27 protein-coding genes and 1 pseudogene are annotated in these 24,903 nt (G+C 42.0%); 20 read left to right on the top strand and 8 right to left on the bottom strand.

The annotated features are described in order from the left end of the window. Positions 1-90: 90 nt before the first annotated feature. A complete protein-coding gene (locus tag FTV27_RS11120; protein ID WP_180078522.1) occupies positions 91-1,887 on the top strand; it encodes an EAL domain-containing protein in 1,797 nt (598 codons plus the stop codon). 20 nt (positions 1,888-1,907) lie between these two features. After that, positions 1,908-2,384 carry a DUF523 domain-containing protein gene (locus tag FTV27_RS11115; RefSeq protein WP_180078519.1) on the top strand — a complete coding sequence of 159 codons (477 nt, stop codon included), beginning with the start codon at positions 1,908-1,910 and terminating at the stop codon, positions 2,382-2,384. Positions 2,385-2,411: 27 nt separating this feature from the next. On the opposite strand, the gene FTV27_RS11110 is transcribed toward FTV27_RS11115, so the two are convergent. After that, positions 2,412-2,864 (bottom strand): YcgN family cysteine cluster protein, encoded by a 453-nt coding sequence (locus FTV27_RS11110; protein ID WP_180024689.1) that lies wholly within the window; start codon positions 2,862-2,864, stop codon positions 2,412-2,414. Positions 2,865-3,031: 167 nt separating this feature from the next. Between FTV27_RS11110 and FTV27_RS11105 the strand changes: the two genes are divergently transcribed. Continuing rightward, entirely contained in the window at positions 3,032-3,190 is a 159-nt protein-coding gene (locus tag FTV27_RS11105; protein WP_005006601.1) for a DUF1328 domain-containing protein, read from the top strand. Positions 3,191-3,353: 163 nt separating this feature from the next. Here FTV27_RS11105 and murJ read toward each other — a convergent pair whose 3' ends face one another. Both murJ and ampD read right to left on the bottom strand, forming a co-directional pair. Continuing rightward, positions 3,354-4,895, bottom strand: coding sequence for a murein biosynthesis integral membrane protein MurJ (murJ, locus tag FTV27_RS11100; protein WP_078193266.1), 1,542 nt, complete (start codon positions 4,893-4,895; stop codon positions 3,354-3,356). Between the two features lie 86 nt (positions 4,896-4,981). Next, positions 4,982-5,554 (bottom strand): 1,6-anhydro-N-acetylmuramyl-L-alanine amidase AmpD, encoded by a 573-nt coding sequence (ampD, locus tag FTV27_RS11095; protein ID WP_180078517.1) that lies wholly within the window; start codon positions 5,552-5,554, stop codon positions 4,982-4,984. 197 nt (positions 5,555-5,751) lie between these two features. Here ampD and nadC point away from each other — a divergent pair, with 197 nt between their 5' ends. Next, positions 5,752-6,597, top strand: a complete 846-nt coding sequence (gene nadC, locus FTV27_RS11090; protein ID WP_180078515.1) for a carboxylating nicotinate-nucleotide diphosphorylase — start codon at positions 5,752-5,754, stop codon at positions 6,595-6,597. 66 nt (positions 6,598-6,663) lie between these two features. Here nadC and FTV27_RS11085 read toward each other — a convergent pair whose 3' ends face one another. Beyond that, the gene (locus tag FTV27_RS11085) at positions 6,664-6,879 is read right to left on the bottom strand and encodes a hypothetical protein (protein ID WP_180078513.1); all 216 of its coding nucleotides are present in this window, start codon (positions 6,877-6,879) and stop codon (positions 6,664-6,666) included. Between the two features lie 157 nt (positions 6,880-7,036). Then, on the bottom strand, positions 7,037-7,753 hold the full coding sequence (gene rph, locus FTV27_RS11080; RefSeq protein WP_078190634.1) for a ribonuclease PH: 717 nt from the start codon (positions 7,751-7,753) through the stop codon (positions 7,037-7,039). A 176-nt stretch (positions 7,754-7,929) separates the two neighbouring features. On the opposite strand from rph, the gene FTV27_RS11075 reads away from it, so the two are divergent. Continuing rightward, positions 7,930-8,607 carry a TetR family transcriptional regulator gene (locus tag FTV27_RS11075; RefSeq protein WP_180078511.1) on the top strand — a complete coding sequence of 226 codons (678 nt, stop codon included), beginning with the start codon at positions 7,930-7,932 and terminating at the stop codon, positions 8,605-8,607. Between the two features lie 60 nt (positions 8,608-8,667). On the opposite strand, the gene FTV27_RS11070 is transcribed toward FTV27_RS11075, so the two are convergent. Next, a complete protein-coding gene (locus tag FTV27_RS11070; RefSeq protein ID WP_078193271.1) occupies positions 8,668-9,285 on the bottom strand; it encodes a thiol:disulfide interchange protein DsbA/DsbL in 618 nt (205 codons plus the stop codon). Positions 9,286-9,467: 182 nt separating this feature from the next. On the opposite strand from FTV27_RS11070, the gene ubiG reads away from it, so the two are divergent. From ubiG to FTV27_RS10995, 15 genes and pseudogenes are all read left to right on the top strand, one after another. Beyond that, entirely contained in the window at positions 9,468-10,178 is a 711-nt protein-coding gene (gene ubiG, locus FTV27_RS11065; RefSeq protein ID WP_078190637.1) for a bifunctional 2-polyprenyl-6-hydroxyphenol methylase/3-demethylubiquinol 3-O-methyltransferase UbiG, read from the top strand. Beyond that, positions 10,178-10,876, top strand: coding sequence for an HAD family hydrolase (locus FTV27_RS11060; protein ID WP_180078509.1), 699 nt, complete (start codon positions 10,178-10,180; stop codon positions 10,874-10,876). The genes ubiG and FTV27_RS11060 overlap by 1 nt, the downstream gene beginning before the upstream one ends. Before the next feature lie 36 nt (positions 10,877-10,912). Then, positions 10,913-11,662, top strand: coding sequence for a YciK family oxidoreductase (locus FTV27_RS11055; RefSeq protein ID WP_078190639.1), 750 nt, complete (start codon positions 10,913-10,915; stop codon positions 11,660-11,662). A 168-nt stretch (positions 11,663-11,830) separates the two neighbouring features. Beyond that, positions 11,831-12,250: a hypothetical protein gene (locus FTV27_RS11050; RefSeq protein ID WP_180024665.1), complete on the top strand. Its 420-nt coding sequence runs from the start codon at positions 11,831-11,833 to the stop codon at positions 12,248-12,250. Positions 12,251-12,482: 232 nt separating this feature from the next. Further along, positions 12,483-12,638 carry a hypothetical protein gene (locus tag FTV27_RS11045; RefSeq protein ID WP_180008593.1) on the top strand — a complete coding sequence of 52 codons (156 nt, stop codon included), beginning with the start codon at positions 12,483-12,485 and terminating at the stop codon, positions 12,636-12,638. 311 nt (positions 12,639-12,949) lie between these two features. Beyond that, entirely contained in the window at positions 12,950-13,360 is a 411-nt protein-coding gene (locus FTV27_RS11040) for an RcnB family protein (RefSeq protein WP_078193274.1), read from the top strand. A gap of 242 nt (positions 13,361-13,602) precedes the next feature. Continuing rightward, positions 13,603-14,013, top strand: coding sequence for an RcnB family protein (locus FTV27_RS11035; RefSeq protein WP_168379728.1), 411 nt, complete (start codon positions 13,603-13,605; stop codon positions 14,011-14,013). A 178-nt stretch (positions 14,014-14,191) separates the two neighbouring features. Next, a pseudogene (locus tag FTV27_RS11030) lies at positions 14,192-15,281 on the top strand (RNA-guided endonuclease InsQ/TnpB family protein). Between the two features lie 86 nt (positions 15,282-15,367). After that, positions 15,368-16,720 carry an amino-acid N-acetyltransferase gene (gene argA / locus FTV27_RS11025; RefSeq protein WP_180078507.1) on the top strand — a complete coding sequence of 451 codons (1,353 nt, stop codon included), beginning with the start codon at positions 15,368-15,370 and terminating at the stop codon, positions 16,718-16,720. A 338-nt stretch (positions 16,721-17,058) separates the two neighbouring features. After that, a complete protein-coding gene (locus tag FTV27_RS11020) occupies positions 17,059-18,021 on the top strand; it encodes a sulfonate ABC transporter substrate-binding protein (RefSeq protein ID WP_180024668.1) in 963 nt (320 codons plus the stop codon). A 26-nt stretch (positions 18,022-18,047) separates the two neighbouring features. Continuing rightward, positions 18,048-19,037, top strand: a complete 990-nt coding sequence (locus FTV27_RS11015) for an aliphatic sulfonate ABC transporter substrate-binding protein (protein WP_180078505.1) — start codon at positions 18,048-18,050, stop codon at positions 19,035-19,037. 33 nt (positions 19,038-19,070) lie between these two features. Next, positions 19,071-20,246, top strand: a complete 1,176-nt coding sequence (gene ssuD / locus FTV27_RS11010) for an FMNH2-dependent alkanesulfonate monooxygenase (RefSeq protein ID WP_180078503.1) — start codon at positions 19,071-19,073, stop codon at positions 20,244-20,246. After that, the gene (gene ssuC, locus FTV27_RS11005; RefSeq protein WP_078190647.1) at positions 20,246-21,061 is read left to right on the top strand and encodes an aliphatic sulfonate ABC transporter permease SsuC; all 816 of its coding nucleotides are present in this window, start codon (positions 20,246-20,248) and stop codon (positions 21,059-21,061) included. Before ssuD ends, ssuC begins: the two co-directional genes overlap by 1 nt. A gap of 10 nt (positions 21,062-21,071) precedes the next feature. Further along, positions 21,072-21,878: an ABC transporter ATP-binding protein gene (locus tag FTV27_RS11000; RefSeq protein ID WP_180024671.1), complete on the top strand. Its 807-nt coding sequence runs from the start codon at positions 21,072-21,074 to the stop codon at positions 21,876-21,878. A 347-nt stretch (positions 21,879-22,225) separates the two neighbouring features. Then, positions 22,226-22,846 (top strand): TetR/AcrR family transcriptional regulator, encoded by a 621-nt coding sequence (locus FTV27_RS10995; RefSeq protein ID WP_078190649.1) that lies wholly within the window; start codon positions 22,226-22,228, stop codon positions 22,844-22,846. Between the two features lie 69 nt (positions 22,847-22,915). Here FTV27_RS10995 and FTV27_RS10990 read toward each other — a convergent pair whose 3' ends face one another. After that, positions 22,916-23,482, bottom strand: coding sequence for a 5'-nucleosidase (locus FTV27_RS10990; RefSeq protein ID WP_180078501.1), 567 nt, complete (start codon positions 23,480-23,482; stop codon positions 22,916-22,918). Positions 23,483-23,600: 118 nt separating this feature from the next. Beyond that, positions 23,601-24,677: an aromatic ring-hydroxylating dioxygenase subunit alpha gene (locus FTV27_RS10985; protein WP_180078499.1), complete on the bottom strand. Its 1,077-nt coding sequence runs from the start codon at positions 24,675-24,677 to the stop codon at positions 23,601-23,603. Positions 24,678-24,903: the final 226 nt, after the last annotated feature.

Here is a 24,903-nt window from a genome sequence, read left to right as displayed (position 1 = left end):
ACAAGACATCCTAGCCCTTATTGATCAAATTAAAGTATCATCGGCAAGATATCCCATTTTAGACTTGCCTGACCCAATTGGACAGATTGTATGAAGCAATCAACAAAGCAAAAGCGAATCGTTCAAGTTCAACAAGGCATTGATCTACCTATAAATTTATTTCAAAAAATGCCCCAAGCCAAGAATATACAATTACAACATAATCAATGCGCTGAATTACGAGAAAAACTGAATAGTCGTAATCAAATGTTAGATGCTAGTGTCGACTGTATAAAATTATTAAGTCTAGACGGTCAAATTCTGCATATGAACCGCGCGGGATGTTTAGCTCTCGGCGTATCTCCAAATGAAACTGAGTTTGGTATGTCTTGGCATAAATTACTGCCTGAAGAAGTCCGTGACGCGTGTTTGAATGCTTTTGCCGAAGCCAAAGATGGCAAAATATCTCGCTTTGTCGGCATGAGCCAAGTAGCAGATAAACCCTTGGCTTATTGGGATAATATGCTCAGCCCAGTATTCAACGAATATGGCCAAGTCAAAGAAATCCTCTGTGTATCACGTGATATTACGATACAGCGACTGGCAGAAAATAAACTTCAACGCATCATTGAACGAGATGATTTAACAGGTTTATTAAACCGCCGTGCGTTTAGTCGAGTATTTAAAAGCCAATTAAAAGTGGCGCGAGAACATCAGCAACAACTGGGTTTGTTATTAATCGATCTAGATTATTTTAAGCATATTAACGACACCTTAGGTCATAGTGCAGGAGACCATTTACTGCATACCCTTGGGCAGCGTTTTCAGCAATGTTTTGATACAAATATTGTAGTTTCACGTTTAGGTGGCGATGAATTTGCCATTTCTATTCCAAATTTAAAATCGCAACAACAATTACAGAATTTTGCCAGCATCGCCTGTCAGCAAATGGACATGCCCATTTTCTATAATGGGCAAAGTATCAATATTGGTATGAGTATTGGCTGTGCGATCTACCCTCGCGATGCACAAAATACCTCCAATTTACTTAAATGTGCTGATATTGCGCTAAATGATTTAAAAAGCAGTGGTCGTGGTGGTGTACGAATGTTCAACCATACTATGTTCAAAACCCTTGAAAATACTACTCGCCAATTAACGCTTGCACGCAGCTTGATTAAGTCCAATCAAATTATTCCGTTTTATCAGCCCAAAGTTCGTCTTTCTGACAGTCAAGTTATCGGCTTTGAAGCATTGTTACGTTGGTATGATAAAGACCAACAATTACAATTACCTTCTCAAATTTTTGCTGCATTTCAAGATTATGAATTGGCTTCACGCATTAGTGAAACAATGCAAATTAAAATCTTTCAAGATATTCAAAAATGGATTGAACTTGGACTACAACCGCTACCAATTTCAATAAATGCTGCACCTGTCGAATTTTTACGTGATGATTATGCGGAAAAACTACTGAATCGCTTAAAGCAGTTTGGTATATCACCAGATATTATTGAGGTCGAAATTACCGAGCAAAGCCTGTCAGAACGTGGCTCAAATTATGTGATTCGCGCTCTCCATTTATTAAAAGAGCATGGCATACACATTTCTCTAGATGATTTTGGTACAGGTCATTCATCATTAACACGTTTGAGTAATTACCCTGTCGACTGTATTAAGATAGACCGTAATTTTGTGGAACGCATGCATACCGACTGTTCAGCACTTGCCATTGTCAAAGCGATTACCCAAATTGGTGCGAGTGTTTCCCTGAATATATTAGTCGAAGGTATAGAGAAACCGGAACAGGTCGATACCTTAAAAGAATGTAATTGTCATACTGGACAAGGTTTTTACTTTTATCGCCCGCTCAGTTATGACCATGCGATGGAACTTTTGAGTCACTAAAACTTGTGGAGCATGACACGATGACACTGAAGTATTTAGTCAGTGCCTGTCTGGCAGACCAACCCGTTCGTTATGATGCCAAATCAAATACACAACAAGCGATTTGCCAACTGATGCAGACTCACCAAGTCATTACGGCCTGCCCAGAAATGATGGGCGGCCTTAGCTGTCCACGTTTTCCTGCAGAAATTCAAAATGGTCAAGCCACTGATGTGCTCAATGGTACAGCTCAAGTTAAAGATGTTTTGGGGACAGACGTTAGTGCTGAATTTATTGCAGGTGCTCAACGAATGTTAGAATTGGCCCAATTACACAAAGTTGATGTTGTTGTCTTGAAAGATCGCAGCCCGTCTTGCGGCAGCCATTATATTTATGACGGTAGCTTTACCCGTACGAAAATTGAAGGCTATGGAGTAACCACAGCACTCCTCAAACAGCACGGTTTTCAGGTTCTGTCAGAACAAGACTTTCTGGCTATGATACAAGATCAACTCTAGATCCAAGATAGAGCGTATCTGTGTCCTTTAGCGTACCCAACGTACAATATAATCTTCAATATCGTCAGGGTTGACGTCTTCTTCACTGATGCAACGCCCTGCGGCAGACTTTCTTGCCTTCAAAATACTGTCACGATTTCCCGTCACTAGATGATGCCAACGTGGTAAATCTTTACCCTCAGAAATTCTACGATAAGCACAGCTCGGTGGTAGCCAATGAAATTGGTGAATCTGATGTGGGGTCAGCTGTATACAGTCTGGAACATGTGATTGACGATTTGGATAATCGGAGCAAGATGCCTTTTCACAATCTAAAAGTTTGCATGCCACTTTGGTGTAGGCAACCTCATGAGTATCTTCATCTTCAAGCTTAATTAAACAGCAAAGTCCGCAACCATCACAGAGTGACTCCCACTCCAAATGGTTGAGTTCAGTCAAAGGATGCTTTTTCCAAAAATGTGGGCGTAGAGTATCGGTCATCTTCTCGCTCGCAACAAAGGTGGCAGGCATATTAACTGAACCTGCACATTAATTCCTTGTTTAAGTTACCGAATATTGAACATTAAATAAACAAAAGACTACAGAGTAGGTTTTTTTAGCCTCTTATAATGAGCATACAGAATAAAAAATCACATGGAGATAAAACTATGTTCCGCTGGGCTATTATTTTCGCTGTAATTGCATTGATTGCGAGTCTGCTAGGTTTTGGTGGTGTGGCAGGCTTATCCAAAGACTTTGCTGTTATTCTTTTGGTTATTGCAGTTATTCTCGCAATTGTTGGTTTCCTCTCTCGAGGAAAAGTTTAGGCGACGGATTGTATGTCGTTTTAAACTACAAATTACCCCCTTAGACTCATGGATAAGAAACGTAGGTTTTTATCATCTTGAGTGTCAATGAAAAAAATAAGAGCCTATGGGCTCTTATTTTTTTTTCATCCACGTAAACTTACTACGTTGTATGGTTTTAGCTTTATGGTTTTAAATGACGTGGTCTAAAGCCTGTTGCAATTAAGGCGATACCATAAGCAGCAACTCCAATCACACATAAGATGATCACTTCCGCGACACGCATCCACGCAGATACATCACCGTTGTACCATGTTAAGCCATACCACAGAGCAGCAATCATCACAGCATTGGCTATCGCAAACTGAATCACCAACTTTTTCCAATGTGCGCCAAAGCGAAAAATATTGCGCTTATGTAAATAAAAATACAGCATCCCTGCATTCACCAATGCGGAACCAGAGGATGCCAATGCCAAGGCCATATGCTCAGCATGCCAATCAATCAGTTTAAAGAATCCAATAAACACCACGTTAAGAATGGCATTGGCTGCGACCGCCATTAAACCTACACGTACAGGAGTTTTGGTATCTTGTTGCGCATAAAACCCTGGTGCAAACACTTTAATGAGCATGAATGAAATCACACCGGCACTCATACATTGCAATGCCAATGCGGTCATCTGTGTATCTTCAAAGCTAAATTGACCACGTTCAAATAAGGCCTGAATAATAGGTGTAGAGAGCATGAAAAGCGCAATACTTGCAGGCACACCCACCAAGATAATGACCTTAGCTGCCCAATCAATCATACGACGGAATTTTTCTTGATCTTGTTCAGCATGACGTGCAGACAATGACGGTAAAATTACGGTACCTATCGCGACACCAATTAAGCCCAATGGCAATTCGGTCATCCGTTCGGCACTGTATAACCATGACACCGAACCATCTTGCATGAAAGACGCCCAAATGGTGTTCAACAGTAGGTTGATCTGCGTCACTGAGACACCAAACAGTGCTGGCAGCATCAACTTCATGATGCGATCAACACCTTCGTGTTTGAAGTCAACTTTCGGTGGAATCAGTAATTTTTTACGCCACAGCTCTGGAATCTGAATCGCCAATTGCAAGAATCCTGCCGCGACAACAGACCAACCCAAAGCCATAATTGGCTCAGCCATATAAGGGGTTAACCACAGCGCACCGGCAATCATCGCGACATTGAGTAACACTGGAGCGAACGCAGGTGTACTGAATGAGCCATAACTATTCAAAATACTGCTGGCAAATGCCGTTAGGGACATAAACAGTAAGTAAGGAATCGTTAGGCGGAACATATCGGTAGCTAACGCAAACTTGTCTGCATCACCATGGAAACCCGGTGCATAGATATAAATAATCGCGGGTGCCGCCACCATCGCGATGAACGTCAAACTAGTCATCACCAGACCTAAACAGCCAAAAACACGGCTAATCAGAATCTGGACTTCGGCATGGGTTCGACTGGTTTTATATTCAGTCAATACAGGAATAAAGGCTTGTGAAAATGCCCCTTCTGCGAATAAGCGCCTAAAAAAGTTAGGAATACGAAAGGCAACCACGAAGGTATCGAAGTCTTTACCTGCACCAAATACATTTAACAGGACAATATCCCGTACCAGTCCCAATACACGGGACAACATAGTCATTGCACTGACAATGACTGTCGAACGCCAAAGCGCCATCGGTATTTCTCACTTTTGAAAGTGCGCCTATTGTAATGAAACTCGTCAAGGAATTTCATTGGTTTATTAAACGCAGTATGTATTGTTTATTTGTTTTTAAAATGATGTAGCTGTTGACGAAAAGCGTTCCACTCAAAAAATGGACCCGGATCAGTTTTACGTCCCGGTGCAATATCTGAATGCCCTGCAATATGTTGTTGAATTTTAGGATAAGCCTGTTGTAAACACGCCACGACCTCGGTCAGCACGGCATATTGTGCAGCCTCAAAAGGTAAATCATCACTTCCTTCGAGTTCGATGCCTATCGAATAATCATTACATTCTTTTTGTGCTAAATAGGTTGAGCGACCTGCATGCCAAGCTCGATCATTAAAATTGACAAACTGTAGAACTTCGCCTGTGCGCAGGATCAATAAATGTGTCGATACTTGCATCCCTTCAATAGTTTGAAAATACGGATGCACCGACCAATCTAATTGATTTTGAAAAAACTGCTCAATATAGCCACCCCCAAATTGGGAAGGTGGCAAGCTAATATTGTGAATCACCACAAGCTGAATTTCAGTATCTGCGGGACGCTGATTAAAGTTCGGTGATGGAACTTGCCGTGCACCGATAAGTTGCCCATCCTGCACCTGAAATGTTGTTGCTTGTGACATAAAAAATCCTGTGTCTAAGCCGGCCTGCAATGCTGCAGATCAAAACGCCGAGCCCTACTTGAAAGGTTTAATGCTAAAACTTTCACATTGAAATCTCAATTCAAGTCTGTGAAAGGAGTTAAAAATCGCTCATTTTTAAGGAACAATGCTAATATAACGCGCACATTTTCTCGGGTTAAAAAGATACGGAATTTCTTATGAGCATATCGCAATCTTTGCTTGAACAATCTATCCAAATCAATATTCAACACGCACTACAAGAAGATATTGGCGAAGGCGATATTACAGCCCTGTTAACTCCAGAAGATGAACAAGCCACTGCAACGATTATCAGCCGTGAAGAGATGATCTTGGCGGGTCAGCCTTGGGTTAATGCACTCATTCAAACTTTTGATGCAAGTGTACAAGTCACATGGTTAAAAAATGATGGGGAACGTGTCTCAGCAGGTGAGGCTTTCTTAAAATTAGCAGGTTCTGCGCGTAGTTTACTCACGGTTGAGCGTCCAGCCTTAAATTTTATACAAACATTATCTGCAGTAGCGACTAAAACTGCTGCCTATGTCCAGCAGCTTGAAGGTTTGAATACTCGTTTACTCGATACCCGTAAAACCTTACCAGGCCTACGTATTGCACAAAAATATGCAGTAGCTGTCGGAGGTGGTCAAAACCATCGCTTAGGTTTATTTGATGCGTTTTTAATTAAAGAAAATCACATCATGGCAGCAGGTGGCATTAGCCAAGCTATTGCTAAAGCGCATACCATTGCTCCGGGTAAACCCGTTGAAGTGGAAGTCGAAACTTGGGACGAACTCAACCAAGCGTTGGAAGCAGGTGCGGATATTGTGATGTTGGATAACTTTAGTCAGCAACAAATGATTGATGCCGTCAAACATGTGAATGGTCGCTGCAAACTTGAAGCCTCAGGCAATATCACTATTGCAAATTTACGTGAAGTGGCAGCGACAGGGGTCGATTATATTTCGATGGGTGTTTTAACCAAAGATGTGAAAGCAATTGACCTGTCTATGCGCTTTAATGCTTAAATGTTACCAAAATTAAATCCATTTAAAGAAGGGTGCTCATCAGCACCCTTTTTAATACGATTCCTTTTAATCATCATCTTTGCCTTTTGAATTCTCTTCTCGCTCTTCATCCTGATCTTGATCAGCTTTAGCATCACGATCATCATCATTTTGCTCATTGTCATGATCACGATCTGATGACAAAACAAAGCGCTCTTTATCCTCATCTTTTGAATTGGAAACATCACAAGCACTCAGTCCTAAAAGTCCCAACAATGAAAAACCGATCAATAACGCTTTCATTATTTTCTCCTTGTTATTGTGTTCTTCACACTGTGCTGAAACTTTGCTGTCAACAATAGCGCTTTTAAGTTTTAATTTGTCAGTTGATATTACTCATCCGACTTAAAAATAAAAAAAGCACCCGAAGGTGCTTTTATCAACTTAAGCTTTAGTCATATTACCAACCCAAAGCTTCTTGTTGTTTTTTGATCAATTCTTGAATGCCTTTTTCAGCCAATTCAAGCATTTCATTACACTGTGTACGTGTAAACGGTTTGTCTTCTGCTGTGCCTTGAAGTTCAATGAACTCACCAGCTTGTGTCATCACTACGTTCATGTCTGTTTGGCAGCTTGAATCTTCTTCATAGCAAAGATCAAGTAAAGCTTCGTCTTGATACATCCCTACAGAAATCGCAGCAACGAGACCTTTTAATGGATCTTGTTTAATTTTTTTATTTTCAAGCAAGACATTCATTGCATCGACCAAGGCAACTGCTGCACCTGTAATTGATGCTGTACGTGTACCGCCATCTGCCTGAATCACATCACAGTCGATGCTGATGGTATTTTCACCCAATTTTTTCAAATCGACCATCGCACGTAAGCTACGACCAATCAGACGTTGAATTTCTTGAGTACGACCGCTTTGTTTACCACGTGCCGCTTCACGGTCAGTACGTGTATGTGTTGAACGAGGTAACATACCATATTCAGCAGTCACCCAACCCTGACCTTTACCTTTAAGGAAACGCGGTACTGAGTTGTCGACACTTGCAGTACAAAGAACTTTTGTATGACCAAATTCAACCAATACAGAACCTTCCGCATAACGTGTGTAGTTACGGGTAATTTTTACTTCACGTAATTGATCTAATGCTCGTTGGTCGATACGCATGATGAGTCCTTAATCTGACAAAATTGATTGCGGTACATTATAACAGAAGGTACAGCCAGATTCGGGACGCATTCGTGCGCATTTACAAAATCCATTCATCCAAGTTTTGATAGGCCCATCGTACGACATCAGGAAATTTGTTAGACTGAAGCCACGCAAAATTCAGGACGAATTGCATGTCGATACGGGAAGAACGTAAGCAACAAAGTCGTAAAGCTATCCTTGATGCAGCGCTTGCATTGAGTACCACAGGCCGTTCTTTTAGCAGTCTGAGCTTACGCGAAATTTCCCGTCATGTCGGCTTGGTTCCTGCTGCGTTTTATCGCCATTTTCAAGACATGGACCAACTCGGTTTGGAACTAGTCGACCAAATGGCCCTGCACCTTCGGAATGTCCTCAATCAACTGAGTCAGCAATGCTTTCAAGCACCAGATGCACGCACACGACAAAGTCTGGATTATTTATTTCATGCCGTTGAGCAATTTCCTGAGGCATGGATGTTTCTTATTGCTGAACGTTGGGGTGGTTCAGCATTCTTAAGACAAGCCATTACTCGTGAGTTTAATTTTCTCAGTACCGATTTGGCCCATGCACTGGCTCAAGTTGAAGCGACTCAACATATTCAATCCGAACAAGACCTCAAAGTATTGGGACAAATTTTGTTTGAATTGGCCTTAAGTTGGGCCATGCAGTGGATTGACTTACATCGACATATTGACCTTCCACAACGTACTGATGCGCTAAAACAATTTCGCCGCCAAGCTCAGACTCAAGTTCAGCTCTTATTTCGTGGCATCTTGCATTGGGATCGATCTTTGGCTCAAATCTCTGATCCACAAAATTTATCGCCATAAAACGCAAAATGTACCGTCATAAAAAAAGCCGCATCGAGTGCGGCTTTTTTATGACATCTGTTATTTCGCTTTGCGTTCTTTATCAACAAGGAATTTCACGATTTCAACAGTACGTGCATCTTCACCTTGTACGATGTATTTACCATTGACGGTAATCGCAGGCACGCCGCTCAATTGATATTGAGCCGCTAAGTTTTTCGCTTGAGCAATTTTTGAAGACACAGCAAATGATTTAAATGTGCTGTTAAATTTCGCTTCAGGAACACCATAACGGGTGTAGAACTTAGCAAATGCGCCTTGTTCTAAGATATTTTTTTGACCCACATGAATGTCATGGAACAATTGTAAATGTGCTTTTTGACGAACACCCAGTGCTTCCGATGCATAGTAAGCACGCGCGCCTTGTTCCCAAAGTGGATTCATTGCTGCAGGTGTACGGACAAAACGTACATCTTTAGGCAATTGCTTTAACCACGTTTGCATATGCGGTTCTAATGTAAAACAATGTGGGCAGCCATACCAAAAGAACTCACGGACTTCGATTTTACCCGGACGTTCGACTTTAATCGGTTTTGGAATAACCGTGTAATCAGTCCCCGCGACAAATTGTGCTGCCATCGCACTGCCGGAAAAAGCCAAAATAGCTGTTGTAATCGTGCCTAAAAGGAATTTTTTCATTGAACTTATCGTCCTCAAAATCATTATGATTAGTTTATGGCAACACTATAAATCAAATCTGTCGATTTCGTTTTCATTCTGTGAACTTTTTTAAGGCTTTTATCGCTTTTTTTTCAGGACGCGCTACACTAACTCCCATAAACTTTTTTCTAAAATATAAAGACTTGATTGAGGTGCAACCGATGTCGCAATTGAATGTTGATCCACAAGAAATTGCCAAATTTGAAGCTTTCGCAGCCATATGGTGGGATCAGCATTCTGAGTTCCGCCCTTTGCACATGATTAATCCCCTGCGTTTGAACTGGATTGATGAGCATTCAAATGGTATCACTGGCAAGAAAGTATTAGATGTAGGCTGTGGCGGCGGTATTTTAGCTGAAAGCATGGCACGTCGTGGCGCGCAAGTATTGGGTATCGACATGGGCGAAGCGCCATTAAATGTTGCACGCCTACATGCCGAACAAGAAAATGTGCAAAATATTGAATATCGCCAAGTGCCTGTAGAGCAATTGGCAGAAGAACAAGCAGGTCAATATGACGTCGTTACCTGTATGGAAATGCTCGAACATGTACCTGATCCAGCATCAATTATTTTAGCGTGTCAAAAACTGGTAAAACCGGGTGGTCATGTATTCTTCTCGACCATTAACCGTAATCCTAAAGCCTATTTGTTTGCGATTATTGGTGCGGAATATGTTTTACGCATGTTGGCGAAAGGCACTCATGATTATTCAAAGTTTATTAAACCTTCAGAATTAGCTCATGATATTCGTCAAGCCGAGTTAAAACTCAAAGATATGACAGGTTTACATTATAACCCGATCACCAAACGCTATTGGCTCGCACCGAATGTGGATGTGAACTACATGGTTCATACGGTGAAAGAAGCCTAATGAAAGCTGTACTCTTTGATCTTGACGGTACACTGATTGATACCGCGGCTGATTTTATTCGTATTATTCAAGACATGTGCCGTGACAAAGGCATTGCGGTGGTCAGTGCAGAAGATATTCGTGTACAAGTATCTGAAGGCGCGCGTGCGATGGTCAAACTAGTCTATCCAGAGTTAGACGTTGAAGATCCTGTCTTTCTGGCACATCGTCAACGCTTTCTAGATCTGTATGGTGCTGATATTGCAGTTGATACCGATCTGTTTGAAGGCATGTATCCACTACTCGCAGAGTTAGAACAACATCAAATTCCGTGGGGCATTGTCACCAATAAGCCGCGTTCACTCAGTGAAGCGTTGCTCAAAGCGTTGAATTTAACTGAACGCTGCTCGGTATTGGTTTGCCCAGACGATGTCAGTAAAACCAAGCCAGACCCAGAGCCGATGTATTTAGCAACCAAGCACATTCATCTAGATGCTCAAGACTGTATCTATGTCGGTGATCATCCACGTGATATCGATGCCGGTCGTAATGCGCAGATGTACACAATTCTTGCGGCTTATGGCTATTTACCTTTACAACACAAAGATGACTTAACAGCTTGGCATGCAGATTGTATAGTGAAGACTGTTGCTGAATTGCATGAAGTCATTCATGATTTGGTCATCAAACCGAAAACGCTAAACACTGCGACTTTATAACGATAGAACACAACACAATAAAACGAGGAGGTACGGATGAAATATTCAGAATATCAACCTCGCCCCGATCTGCTCAAAGATCGCATTATCCTGATTACAGGTGCGGGCGATGGTATTGGCCGTGCGGCTGCCCTCAGTTATGCCTTACATGGCGCAACCGTGGTCTTACATGGACGCACACTGAATAAACTAGAAGTGATTTACGATGAAATTGAAGGATTGGGTGCCCCCCAACCGGCGATTTTACCGCTACAACTGTCTAGTGCCTCTCCTCGTGACTATGAGCTATTGGTCGACACCTTAGAAAAGCAATTTGGTCGCCTAGACGGCATTTTGCATAATGCCGGGATTTTGGGTGAGCGAACTGAACTAGAACATTATCCTGTGGATGTTTGGGATGATGTTATGGCGGTGAACCTTCGTGCGCCTTTTGTACTGACTCAAGAGCTAATGCCATTACTGCAAAAATCTGAGCATGCCTCAGTGGTCTTTGCCAGTTCGGGTGTGGGACGTGAAGCCCGTGAACGTTGGGGCGCGTACTCGGTCTCAAAAATTGCCATTGAAGCCGTGAGTACATTGTTCGCCAAAGAAAATGAACACCCCAATATTCGTTTTAACTGCATTAATCCCGGTGCGACACGTACTGCCATGCGTGCAAAGGCGTATCCAGACGAAGATCCAAAAACTTTGCCTACGCCTGAAAGCATCATGCCTGCATATTTATATTTAATGGGTGACGACAGCTTGCATTTAACCGGTGCCAGCATAGATGCCCAAGATGAATAAGCTTAAAGCCAATTTAAAAAAGGAAGCGCGAGCTTCCTTTTTTATGTATTGAATGCCTACAAGACATCATTCACCGACTGATTTCGCGGTGTCCTCGCGAAAGTCGACTTGAGTTTTTAGCAAATTTGCCGATACTTGGGGCATTCTTTAAAAACATTGGATTGATACATGTCTGACTTTAGCAATATTACAGTGACTCCAACTGAGGATGGCATGGTTAACCTACTGGTCGATGGTCAACCGATTTCAGCAAAATATGGCATAAAATTCGACCCGAGTATCGTGGACGATTTAAAAGGCTTAGATGTCGGTCAAAATGCAAAATTATTTGAACAATTTATTTTTTCGCATACTGACTTAAACTTTGAGCATGCCTATTTCTATGTCACTTGCATTCAAAAGCAAGAAGCAGGCTTTCAAGTGATCACTAACTTTGTTTATCGCATCATTGCGCAAGATCAAGCACCGTTTGAGCATGTGATTACCAAACAAGGTGCAGCAATGACACCTGAAGATATTAATGAATTTATTCAAGCTCATATTCAAAAATCATTAACGGATTATACCGACCTGAAATACGCATACTAATTACGTTCCAAGTGACACATTTAGAACTAAAAAGGGCCATTTGATGCCCTTTTTTTAAACTCTTAGATTAGCATTTGAAATTCAACAAGCTTTGATCAATAGACAGCTTCATTACCCAACTTGCCATTGATCGTATTTTTAAATTATTTTTATAATAATATTCGGTTTTTCAAATCAAGTATAAAAGCATAGACTGTTGGCCATGACATAGACCGACGGCAAGGAGACCCAAATGGCTGATCAAACACGTAAAATTGAAACCATTCGTTCAATTGAAACCTTACAACTGACTGAAAATTTGATCTCTGCAATGGACGATGCCGAGCAAGCTGAATCTGTGGCTCAAGCGATTTATTCACTCCAATGCCTCAATGAGCAGTGGTACTAAAACCCCGAATTTACCCACCGTTTTCATTCCAGTATCTCTACCCTATTTGCCCATCAAGACTTGATGGGCGTTTTTGATCGTGCTTACAATAGACCTCAAATTTGATCAAGACTGCATTGCAAGGATAAAAAGCACGCATTATCGGACCATCGCTTTCAAGATGGAAAGATTGTTCTCAGCGCGAAATTTATCGCATAATATCCGCAATCTCTTCGTTTTATTTAAAGAAATATTCATCTTTCTTCACAGTTTCTCTGCATTTAATGCGTACAGTAGTGATATTGAAGATAAATTACTCATGAGGGTTGAACATGAAAAAGATTTTGCCAATTTTGGCTATTTCTTTCAGTGCTTTAATAGCAAGCAGCATCACGTCTGCAGCGCCTCACTTCAAGAACGATGAACGTGGCTTTGATGGCCCACGCGGCAATGCATATGGTCAAATGAAAAAAGATCGTGATTTCCGTGGTTATCAGGACGATGACGATCTTGAAGATCGACGCCGTATGCGTGAACAACGTGGAGTCAAACGTTTGCAACAACATAAATGGCAAACGGGCTATGTGATGCCACAGCATTATCGTGGTAATGGTTATAAAGTCGATTATAAAGACCATAACTTACCTAAACCATCGCGTAATCAGCAATGGTATAAAATCAATAATGACTACATATTGGTCAACTCAGATAGTAACAGTATTCTGAAAATTTTAGGTATGTAAGCCGTTTTGAATTTAATTTCGCTATTTTTTTAAAGCCCAGATCAACTCTGGGCTTTTTTTATGAGGTTTTTTTAATGTTTAACCGCAAAAGCTGATGCTGCCTAGCGTTCAGATCATTTACACACCTTCAAATTTCCTCCATACATTTCACAATTCAACTATATTGCCCCCACGCTTTCTCTGAACTTTCTCGCTAATTTTGAATCATCGAAAAACAGATTAGAAATGTATAGAGGTGTCCCATGAACAAAATCGTATCGAGTTTAGTTCTTTCCGTATCGGCTTTGATGGCTACAACAGCAGCCATTGCTGCGCCAGACCATCGTCAAGATGACCGCCGTTACCATCCGTCATACCAACATCAAGACAACCGTTGGGACAAAGATCACCGTCCGAGCAATTGGAATAACAACAACCGTTATGACAATAATCGCTACGACCGTAATGACTTTCGTCGTGTAAATCCAAGCCGCGATTGGCGTGTTGGTCAAAGCTTTCCTCGTTATTTCGATTCAAGCCGCTACAAAGTGAGTGATCGTGAAGCGCGCCGCTTACCGAACACCGGTCGTTATCAACAATGGTACAAAATCAATGGTGACTACGTGCTAGTCAATGATCGTACCGATCGCATCATTCGCATTAAGAATGGCTAATCATTCGACGATCTCTTAAGTCCCTTTCCCAACACCTGAACACTGTTCAGGTGTTTTTTTATCAAATGGAGGGTAAAACTCTGTCCTTCAGGTCAGAGATATAAGCGACACGACATGAAGTGTCGTTTGATTTAACTAAGAACTATTTTCCTTGAGTTTTGATTGTTAATATAAGTACATGAAAACCCTTAAATTACGTATAAAAGACAAACATTGCAAGGTGTTAGACCAACTAGCATCAGAAGTGAACTTCGTCTGGAATTATGTCAATGATTTAGGGTTTAGGCATTTGAAGCGGAAAGGTGAATTTCTCTCTGCTTTTGATATTGCCAAATATACGAAAGGCACATCCAAAGAATGTAATTTACAAAGGCACATCCAAAGAATGTAATTTACATAGTCAAACCATTCAGGCTGTAACTGAAGAATTAGTCACCCGAAGAAAACAATTTAAAAAGGCAAAGCTGAAATGGCGTGTCAGCAATAAAAAATCAGCAAGGCGCTCTTTGGGATGGGTTCCCTTTAAAAAGGTGGCTATCAAATATGCCAATGGATATGTCCAGTATGGAAAACACCAATTTAAGCTTTGGGATAGCTACGGTTTAAGCAAATACACGTTAAAAACAGGTTCATTTGTAGAGGATAGCCGTGGGCGTTGGTATGTATGTCTTGTTGTTGAATCGCCTAAGCAAGATAAATCGACAGCAACCAAAGCGATTGGTATTGATCTAGGCTTAAAAGATATTGCCACCTGTTCTGATGGCACTGTAATTTCAAATCCAAAATTCTATCGAAAATATGAGCAGAAATTAGGTATTGCTCAGAGAGCCAGGAATAAGAAGCGTGTTCGTGCATTACACGCCAAGATTGCAAATAGTCGAAAAGATCACTTGCATAAAGCAAGCACCAAGCTTGTGAATGAAAATGCATTGATTATTGTAGGTGACTTGAGTGCTAAAAAATTAGTAAAAACCAAAATGGCAAAATCTGTTTTGGATACAGGATTTTCTGCATTAAAAACAATGCTCAAGTATAAATGCGAGAACGCAGGCGTATTGTTTGAAGAAGTCCAAGAAGCCTATACTACCCAAATCTGTTCGTGCTGCGGTGAGATCACCTCAAGTAGTCCAAAAGGTAAGACAGATCTTGGAATAAGAGAATGGGAGTGCATGAGCTGTGGTACAGCTCATGATCGAGATATAAACTCAGCTCTAAACATTCTTGCGCTTGGGCATAAGCGTCTAGCTGTAGGAATCACCCTCTTTTAAGGGGGTGAGGATGTCAAATTTGCTTTCCGCTGTCATATGTTTTTGTTTAGAATCATCCATACCAGAGCGAATAAACAGGCATAGGCATGCAAACGAATATCACTGAACCATCTTCTAGCACAACCTTACAGTATGTGCATTGGTTCCGTCATTCTGCACCCTATATTAATGCGCATCGTAACAAAACCTTTGTCATCATGTTTGATGGTGAAGCACTGCAACATGAAAATTTTCAACACATTATTCACGATATTGCCTTATTACACTCGCTTGGTATTCGTCTAATTTTGGTGCATGGTGCCCGTCCGCAAATCAATCATAATTTACAAAGCAGCGGCATCCAGACACCATTTCATCATCATCGTCGCATCACCACTCGCGAATCTTTACCTGCTGTGATGAATGCTGTTGGCTCCATTCGTCTGCAAATTGAAGCCCTCCTATCTATGGGTTTAGCCAATTCACCGATGTACGGCGCGCGTATTGATGTGGTCTCAGGTAATTTAGTCACGGCAAAACCGTATGGCATTCGTGACGGTATCGATTTTCAACTGTCTGGTGAAGTTCGTTCCGTCGATATCGATGCAATTCAACGTCATTTAGATAGCCAAAATATTGTGGTGCTTGGGCCGACAGGTTATTCCACTACAGGAGAAGTGTTTAATTTATTGGCTGAAGAAGTTGCGACCAAAACCGCCATCAGTTTAAAAGCGGATAAGTTAATTTTCTTGGGCAAACAACACGGTTTGCACAATGAACATGGGCAGCTACAACGCGAAATTACACCTCATCAACTTGATCAGCATATTTTGCAATATCAAGATTCTAATCCCGATATTGCCCTGCATTTAAGCGTTGCTAAAGATGCTTCTTTACAAGGCGTACACCGTGTTCATCTTATTTCATATGCCTATGATGGCGCATTGATCGAAGAACTGTTCACGCGTGACGGTTCTGGCACCATGATCACGGATGCGCATTATGAAGAAGTGCGTACTGCCGATATTCAAGATGTGGGTGGCTTAATCAATCTGTTACGCCCTCTCGAACAAGAAGGCATCTTGGTTTATCGCTCACGCGAGCGTTTGGAAAATGAAATTGGACAATTTGCAGTGATTGAACGTGACGGTACGATTTTGGCCTGTGCTGCGTTGTACCCGATTCCTGTCACAGGGGATGAAAAACGCTCTGCTGAAATCGCGTGTGTGGCTGTGCATCCGGGGTATCGAAAATCAAATCGCGGTAGCCAAATTTTGCATTATTTAGAAGAAAAAGCGCGAGATTTAGGTATTGAACAATTGTTTATTTTGACCACACGAACAGCGCATTGGTTCCTTGAACAAGGTTTTGAACAAGTCAGCGTCGATGACTTACCGAATGCCCGTCAGGCCTTATATAACTATCAAAGAAACTCGTTAGTTTGTAAAAAGTCACTTTAAAGTGGCTTTTTTTATGCGCTGAATAGCATTATTTTGCATAAGGTTATGCCGAATCCCTTGGCTATCCCCTCAAATCACTTTGCAAGCCATAGAATAACCATATCTACCATTTAAATAACCCAAATAAATAAAATAATTTCAATAACTTAAAATAATACTTCGACACATTATATGTTTTTCTAAAATCATAATTTCTCATAAGTTTTGCTGATTTTTATTTATCTTTTTTCCTGATTTTAAATTTAAGTTTTCTTATTTTTTTCGAAAAAGAAAACTCTTTAGCTTATGTGTTCATAAATCAACAGTTCTGCAACTTTAGGCCTGTATAGGAGCAACACATGCGTACTCACAAAGCAAAACTTTGGACAAAAACACTTGTACTGTCTACAGCGGTTGTGGGTGCCATGATGATGTCGGGCTGTGGCAAAAAAGAGGCTGAAGAAAATGTCACCTTAAATATCGGCTTCCAAAAATATGGCTTATTGCCAATTTTAAAAGAACGCGGAACCTTAGAAACAGCCTTAAAAAGCCAAGGTGTAAATATCAAATGGGTGGAATTTCCTGCGGGTCCACAGCTGCTTGAAGGCCTCAATGTGGGCAGTGTTTCATTTGGTGAAGTCGGTGAAGCACCACCTATCTTTGCTCAAGCCGCTCAAACCGATTTGGTTTACATTGCCAACCAACCTGCTGTTCCAAAAGCTGAAGCGTTAATTGTGCAAAAAGATTCGGCTATTCACAGTATTCAGGACTTAAAAGGTAAACGTGTGGCCTTAAACAAAGGCTCAAACGTGCATTACCTGTTGCTCAAGTTGTTGGAAGCCAATCAGCTTAAATTTAGCGACATCAATGTCGTGTATTTACCGCCTGCCGATGCACGAGCTGCCTTTGAAAAAGGTGCAGTCGATGCATGGGTAATTTGGGACCCGTTCCTTTCTGCCGCTGAGCATCAACTTAATGCTCGCACCATTGCCAATGGCGAAAACTTGGTGAAGAACTACCAGTTCTATTTGGCCGATCGCAAATTTGCTCAGGAAAATCCAAAAGTCCTGCAAGCTGTGGTGAATGAGTTGAATTTGACCACGCAATGGGTCTCAAAAAATCAAGATGAAGCGGCCAAGTTACTCGAAGGCAAAACCGGCTTAGGTCTAGATGTACTTAAAACATCTATTTCACGCTTAGGCAATCAAGTGACGCCGATTACTGCACAAGTGGCGCAAGAGCAGCAGCAAGTCGCTGATGCGTTTTATAACGAAAAATTAATTCCAAATAAATTAAATATTGAGTCGGCCATTATTAAATAAGCCGACTACAGCATAAGGGCGATGCCATGCGTATTCTAAGAACATTTTCCATACTGACTTTAGCCACTTTGGCCCTTGGACTCAGTGCCTGCCAAAAACAAGAAACAGCACAGCAGGATGGTGAAAAACCAGCTGAAACAGCCGTAAAAACCTTGGTTATCGGTTTCCAAAAATCAGCCTTAAATTTACTGGTTGCCCGTGAACAAAAGCTCTTTGAACAACAATTTCCCGGCGCTCAGATTGAATGGAAAGAATTCCCTGCTGGCCCACAAATGTTAGAAGCCCTTGCGGTCGGTGCGGTGGATTATGGCTATGTCGGCAACACCCCGCCTATTTTTGCCCAAGCTGCCAATAAAGACCTGAATTATATTGGCTATGAAGTGGTGCCTGAACAGTCGCTTGCTGTCGTGATTCCAGCGGACAGCTCAATCAAAACCATTCAAGAATTACGTGGTAAACGCGTTGCTGTACAAAAAGGCTCGAGTGCGCATGAGTTATTAGCCAAAACTTTAGAAAAAGCCGGTTTGACTTGGAATGACATTCAACCGATTTGGATTCCACCAGCAGATGCACGGGCCGCATTTGATAAAAAATCAATTGATGCATGGGCCATTTGGGACCCGTTTTTATCTGCAGCGGAGTTGGATGCTCAGGCTAAAGTGCTGATTCAATCTGGTGATTTTCCAAAGACCTATTCATTTTATGTGGCAAATCCAAAAGTCGTTCAAGCGCACCCTGATGCCCCAGCTAAATTTTTAAAGGCCCTAGACGCTTCCGATCAGTGGATTGTGAAGAACCAAAATGTGGCTTTAGAGATTTATCAAAACAGCACTGGGCTGCAAAAGAATATTGCTGCGCAAGCCTTTTCTCGCCGATCTAAACCATCTCCTGTGCGCCCACTGACACCCGAGGTCATACAAGCACAGCAAAATATTGCGGACTTATTTAAACAAGTCCAACTGATTCCAAACAACATTCAAGTCCAAAAGCAAGTTTGGACACCTTCATCACATTGATACCCGAGCCATCAAAAATACAAGGAACTGAACATGAAAATTTTCTGGTTTATCCCTACCCACGGTGACAGTCGCTACTTAGGAACAAGTAAAGGTGCACGCCAAGTCGATCATGCCTACATGAAGCAAATTGCAGTAGCGGTGGATAATCTTGGCTATGAAGGCGTTCTGATTCCGACAGGTCGTTCATGTGAAGATCCATGGCTTACAGCTGCAAGCTTGATTGATACCACTAAAAATCTAAAATTTCTAGTCGCTCTACGTCCGGGGGTGACAACGCCTGCACTGACTGCACGTATGGCTGCAACTTTTGACCGTTTATCTGGCGGTCGTATCTTACTAAACTTAGTCACAGGCGGTGATGAGCAAGAACTCAAGGGTGATGGTGTCTATGAAGATCATGCGACGCGTTACCAAACTGCCGCAGAATACACCACGATTTGGCGTGAAATTTTAACCCGTTCACATACTGGTGAAAGCTATACCTTCCATGGCGAACGCCTGAGTGTGGACGACGCAAAATTACTTTATCCACCGGTACAAAAACCGTATCCACCACTATGGTTTGGCGGTTCTTCAGAGGCAGCTGTTGAACTGGCAACGGATCAAGTTGACACCTATTTAACTTGGGGTGAGCCACCTGCTGCGGTAAAAGAAAAAATTGCAGTGGTGCGTGAAAAAGCCAAAGCCAAAGGACGTGAACTGAATTATGGCATTCGTTTACATGTCATTGTGCGCGAAACCAATGAAGAGGCATGGAAAGCAGCTGAAGAGCTGATCCAATATGTCGACGATGCCACCATTGCAGCCGCGCAAGCCAAGTTCAAAACCATGGACTCTGTTGGTCAACGCCGTATGGCTGAACTGCACAACGGCGACCGTAGCAAATTAGAAGTATCGCCAAACTTATGGGCGGGTGTTGGCCTGGTTCGTGGTGGTGCAGGTACGGCACTCGTTGGTGATCCTGAAACGGTAGCCGCACGTATCCAAGAATATGCTGATCTCGGGATTAATACCTTTATTTTCTCTGGTTACCCACACCTTGAAGAGTCGATCCGTTTCGCAGAATTGGTGTTCCCACTACTGCCATTGGAAACGCGTCAGAAATTGGTTCAACCTAACTTAACAGGCCCATTTGGTGAGATCGTCGCGAACAACTACACCCCAGATGAAAATAAAAAAGCTGGAAAGATTCAGGAGCCGGCCTAATGTCCAAAACTGTTTCTGTTGAAACCTTCAAAGCACCGAAGGTTTCACGTGGAACACAACTCGGGCAGCGTTTGCTGCCTTGGTTGTTTCCTATTGCATTAATTATTGTATGGCAAATTGCCTCTGTTACAGGGCTGTTAGAAAGTCGTATTTTGCCTGCGCCAAGTGCGGTGGTGGTGGCCTTTTGGAACTTACTGATCAGTGGTGAACTGTGGAAGCATGTCCAAATCAGTGCGGGTCGTGCTTTGGTTGGGCTTTTAGTTGGGGGTGGATTAGGTCTTTTTTTAGGGCTGCTAAATGGTTCATCCAAAACAGCATCGACGTTACTCGATACCACGCTGCAAATGATCCGTAATATTCCTGCTCTTGCCCTGATTCCATTGGTGATTTTATGGTTTGGGATCGATGAATCGGCCAAGCTGTTTTTAGTCGCTATTGGCGTATTCTTTCCCATTTATATCAATACCTATCATGGTATTCGTTCTGTAGACCCTCAACTGATTGAAATGGGCAAAAGCTACGGTTTGAGTGGCTGGCAACTGTATAAAGAAATCATTCTACCGGGGGCGATGCCGTCTATTTTAGTTGGTCTGCGTTTTTCACTCGGTCTCGTTTGGGTTCTGTTGATTGTGGCAGAAACCATTTCTGCACAAGCTGGCATCGGTTATATGACCATGAATGCACGCGAATTTCTACAAACCGACATCGTCTTGGTCGGGATTTTATTATATGCCCTACTCGGTAAATTGGCCGATGTACTGGCTGTTGCCTTAGAAAAATATTTACTCCGTTGGCACTCGGGTTACCAAAAATAAGGAGCATGTGATGACCGATTTAAGCATAAGCCGTCATGCAGACGACTCAACCCAACCTCAGCGTTCTTCAGTCGAGGATATCAACCCCCATGCGGTGTTGGGCGCAGAGATTCTGATTGAACAACTACACAAATTTTATGGCGATGTTAAAGTCCTTGAAGACCTAGACCTGCATATTCAACCCGGTGAATTCTTGGCGATTGTCGGTCGTAGTGGCTGTGGTAAAAGTACCCTGCTTCGCCTCATCGCCGACTTAGAAAAGCCCAGTTATGGCGAAATTAAATTTAAGTCTGCACGTCATATTCGTGAAGGCATCACCAGTGATGATATTCGTGTGATGTTCCAAGACCCTCGCCTTCTGCCTTGGCGTAGCATTGAGAAAAATGTGCAACTCGGTTTAAGCAAAGACCAACATGCCAATGCCACAGCACTCCTCGAGAAAGTTGGTTTAAAAGACAAAGCGGGGCTTTGGCCAACACAGCTATCAGGGGGGCAACGTCAACGTACTGCACTGGCACGTGCATTGTCACATAAACCACGCATTTTGCTGCTAGATGAACCACTGGGTGCGCTCGATGCCTTAACACGTTTAGATATGCAGAATTTGATTGAAAAACTTTGGACTGAACAGGGTTTTACCGCAATTTTGGTCACACATGATGTAAGTGAAGCCGTGCAGTTAGCAGACCGAATTATCTTGCTGGATAAAGGCCATATTGCCAAAGAATTTTGTGTCGATTTGGCCCGTCCACGAAAAAAAGGCATTGAATTTACTGAACTTGAACAACAAGTCTTACAAGCGGTGTTGGCCACTTAAGCTGTACTTGTGCAGGAAATCATCACTTAAACCGTGTGACTTCCTGTACTATTCAAGAACAATATCGCAACAAAACCATGTTTAGCATTGAGGGTAGATTTATCGCCTGTTGACAAATACATCACAAAAATTACGACAAATCATATAAATCCATGACTAAAAATAATGATTTATTTAAATTTCACCCTAAAATGATTATTTGAAATATTATGGCATTCGTCGTATTTATTTGACCATTGAACAGAATAAACTGCCAAAATTCATAAAATTAAAAACGATGATTGTGCACAAATCTGTTGATTTGCCGTACAATTCAATATTCCCTTTTCATTTTCTTAAAAGAGCTAATGGAACAAAAAAAGAGTACCCAGAAACGCCACCAGTTGCTTAATGCAGCACTGGATGTCTTTTCCCTGTATGGCTTCAATGGCGCCAGCTTGGATGAGATCGCACAGATTGCAGAAATGCATAAATCGAATATTTTCTATTACTATGAAAATAAAGAAGCGCTTTATGTTGAAGTTCTGACAACGGTTCTACAAAAGTGGCTTGCTCCGCTACAAATGTTGGAAGCAGACCTTGAGCCTGAAGAAGCGATCACCAATTATCTATTGCAGAAAATTGAAGTATCTCGTACGCAACCGAAAGCCTCACGTTTGTTCGCACTTGAAGTCATTCAGGGCGCACCACACATTCTTGAAATTTTAAAAGGCCCACTAAAAAAATTAGTGAAACGCAAAGCCAAAGTCATTAGCAACTGGCAAGAACAAGGCAAAATTTCAAAAGATATTGATCCAGAACTTTTAATTCTGAACATTTGGGCAATCACGCAAAACTATGCTGACTTTGCAACCCAAATGGAAATGGTCACTGGAAAAACCTTACGTAATCGCAGTATGCAACAACGGATTATTCAACATACCGTTCATATGATGCTTTACGGTGTAATTCCACGCCCAGAAAAGTAAATTGAATTGGGTCGAATTGGCATACGACCATAGCATTCTATGGTCGCCGACCGAAATTAGCTAAATGCCTTATTTTACTGTTTGATATAATTCCAATAATTTCTTTGCGCCGAATAATAAATTTTCTTCCCAATCCAAATGTGCTGTGTCATTCGCACCATCGGTAATATATTTTACCGACACAAAGCGAACACCCAGTTTTTTACATACTTTAGCGATTGCGTAGCCTTCCATATCGACAAGATTACACGGTACTTTCGGCAGCTCAGTTTCAAAGCTGTCGCCTGTACCACAAATTCCTTTAGGCAAATGACTAAACATGCTCTCTGGCTGAATTTCAGCAGGATGATCGGTATCCATCGGGGTCACCCCGACATCAAAACCCAAAGGCGATACATCCATATCCCGTTGTACAAATTGAGCCACTTCAACCAAAGCATGTGCATCAAAATGTGAACTTCCCGCAGTGCCCAAATTCAGCAAAGTATGACATCCGGTTTTTTGAATCACATCAAAGGCTTTAAATGCGGCATTGACTTTACCAATACCACTGTAATGCACTTCAATGCCTGCAGCTTCAAACAAGCCTTTAGATTCACTCGGCAGTGCCATAATTAAAGCGATTTGCTGACGCATAGCGGTCTCCTCAAATTGATGCCTTCATATAGCATACATTTGCACGTGCGCAGAAAAAATCAGCTTCAAAAATCACATTGCTCAGAAAAATAAACTCCTCAAGCAGATTCAACTGCTATCAAATTTGAAATTGCATCGGACGTTTGCCAATAAAAGATGGTGCCAATTGTTGGTCGTGACGTAAGGCATCTAAAATCTTCTCTAAGGCAATATGTGCCATATCCCCTCGTACACTATGCGAATGGGTCATCGGCATATGCTCGATGCCAACTCTTCGCGCTGACAAAATTTTAATGTCTTGTTTGTTGACCACCCAAGTATAGGCATTCACAGCCGGCATCAATGCCTTAGACAACAATTTTGGAATCGGAAATTTATAACTAACACAGGTATAAACCCTTGACTCATACGGTCCCACAGGGCTAATCAGACTATTAAACACCATGCCCGACGGATCTCCCCAATGGTATTCCACCAAGGTAATATTCGGCGCGATAAAACTGTCGCGGTGGACTTGTTCAGCACCATGCGGATTGGTCAGCCATGGCATCATGCCAACATCTGCATCATGGTCATGATAGTCAACGACTACTTTGCGCGGCCCCACATCTATGGTGGCATCCACGGCTTTTCCCGACTCTGAACGAAACCAGCCTTCATGCACAAATATGGTATGGGTCACATCCATAATATTTTGTGCAACAGCGCCCATCTCACCATCATAACTGCCGACCATGTAATAGCTGACCCAGCCGGCTTGATCATAAAACGGTAATTTAAATATTTCTGGGCGTTCCTGTTTGGGCTTTTCACCGAGATAAATCCATACCACCCCATCTTGCTCACACACATCAAAACTACGCTGTTTAAAGGGATGCGGTTTTTCTGGAAAAAACTGCCCATTGACACTGGGAATATGCGCCACATGGCCATCACCCTGATACGACCAACCATGATATGGACATGTAACGCAGCCATCAGTCATTTTACCCTGAGACAAAGGCACACCACGATGCACACATTGATCGAGCAATGCAGCGGCTGTTCCATCTTTTTGTCGGAACAGAACAATTTTTTTACCATACAGGGTGGCTGAAAAAGGTTGATCTTTTTTGAGTTCTTTAGAGGTACAAGCGACGTACCACTCTTCTAATAATCCTTTGGCATCATCCCAAAAACTGGTTTGATTACACATAATTCGATCCTTATTTTTATCTTTTTTGTTTTAATCCATATGCCTTGCTCTAGTTCCTATACTTCAAGCAAGTTTATATCTCGAAGCCAATTGATCTCTCGAAAATACGCGCAAATTTTATACATGAATGTTTTGCTTGGATAGCAAAATAACGTAACTGCATCACACGCTTGCAGAAGCTCTATATTTGTTTGCTGAAATCCGTCAAAGCCAACGCGCAATAGTT

Source organism: Acinetobacter sp. YH12251, from assembly GCF_013417465.1.
Lineage (GTDB): Bacteria > Pseudomonadota > Gammaproteobacteria > Pseudomonadales > Moraxellaceae > Acinetobacter > Acinetobacter amyesii.
The sequence above is the reverse complement of the archived record's forward strand: the minus strand, read 5'-3'. Positions and strand labels throughout refer to the sequence as shown.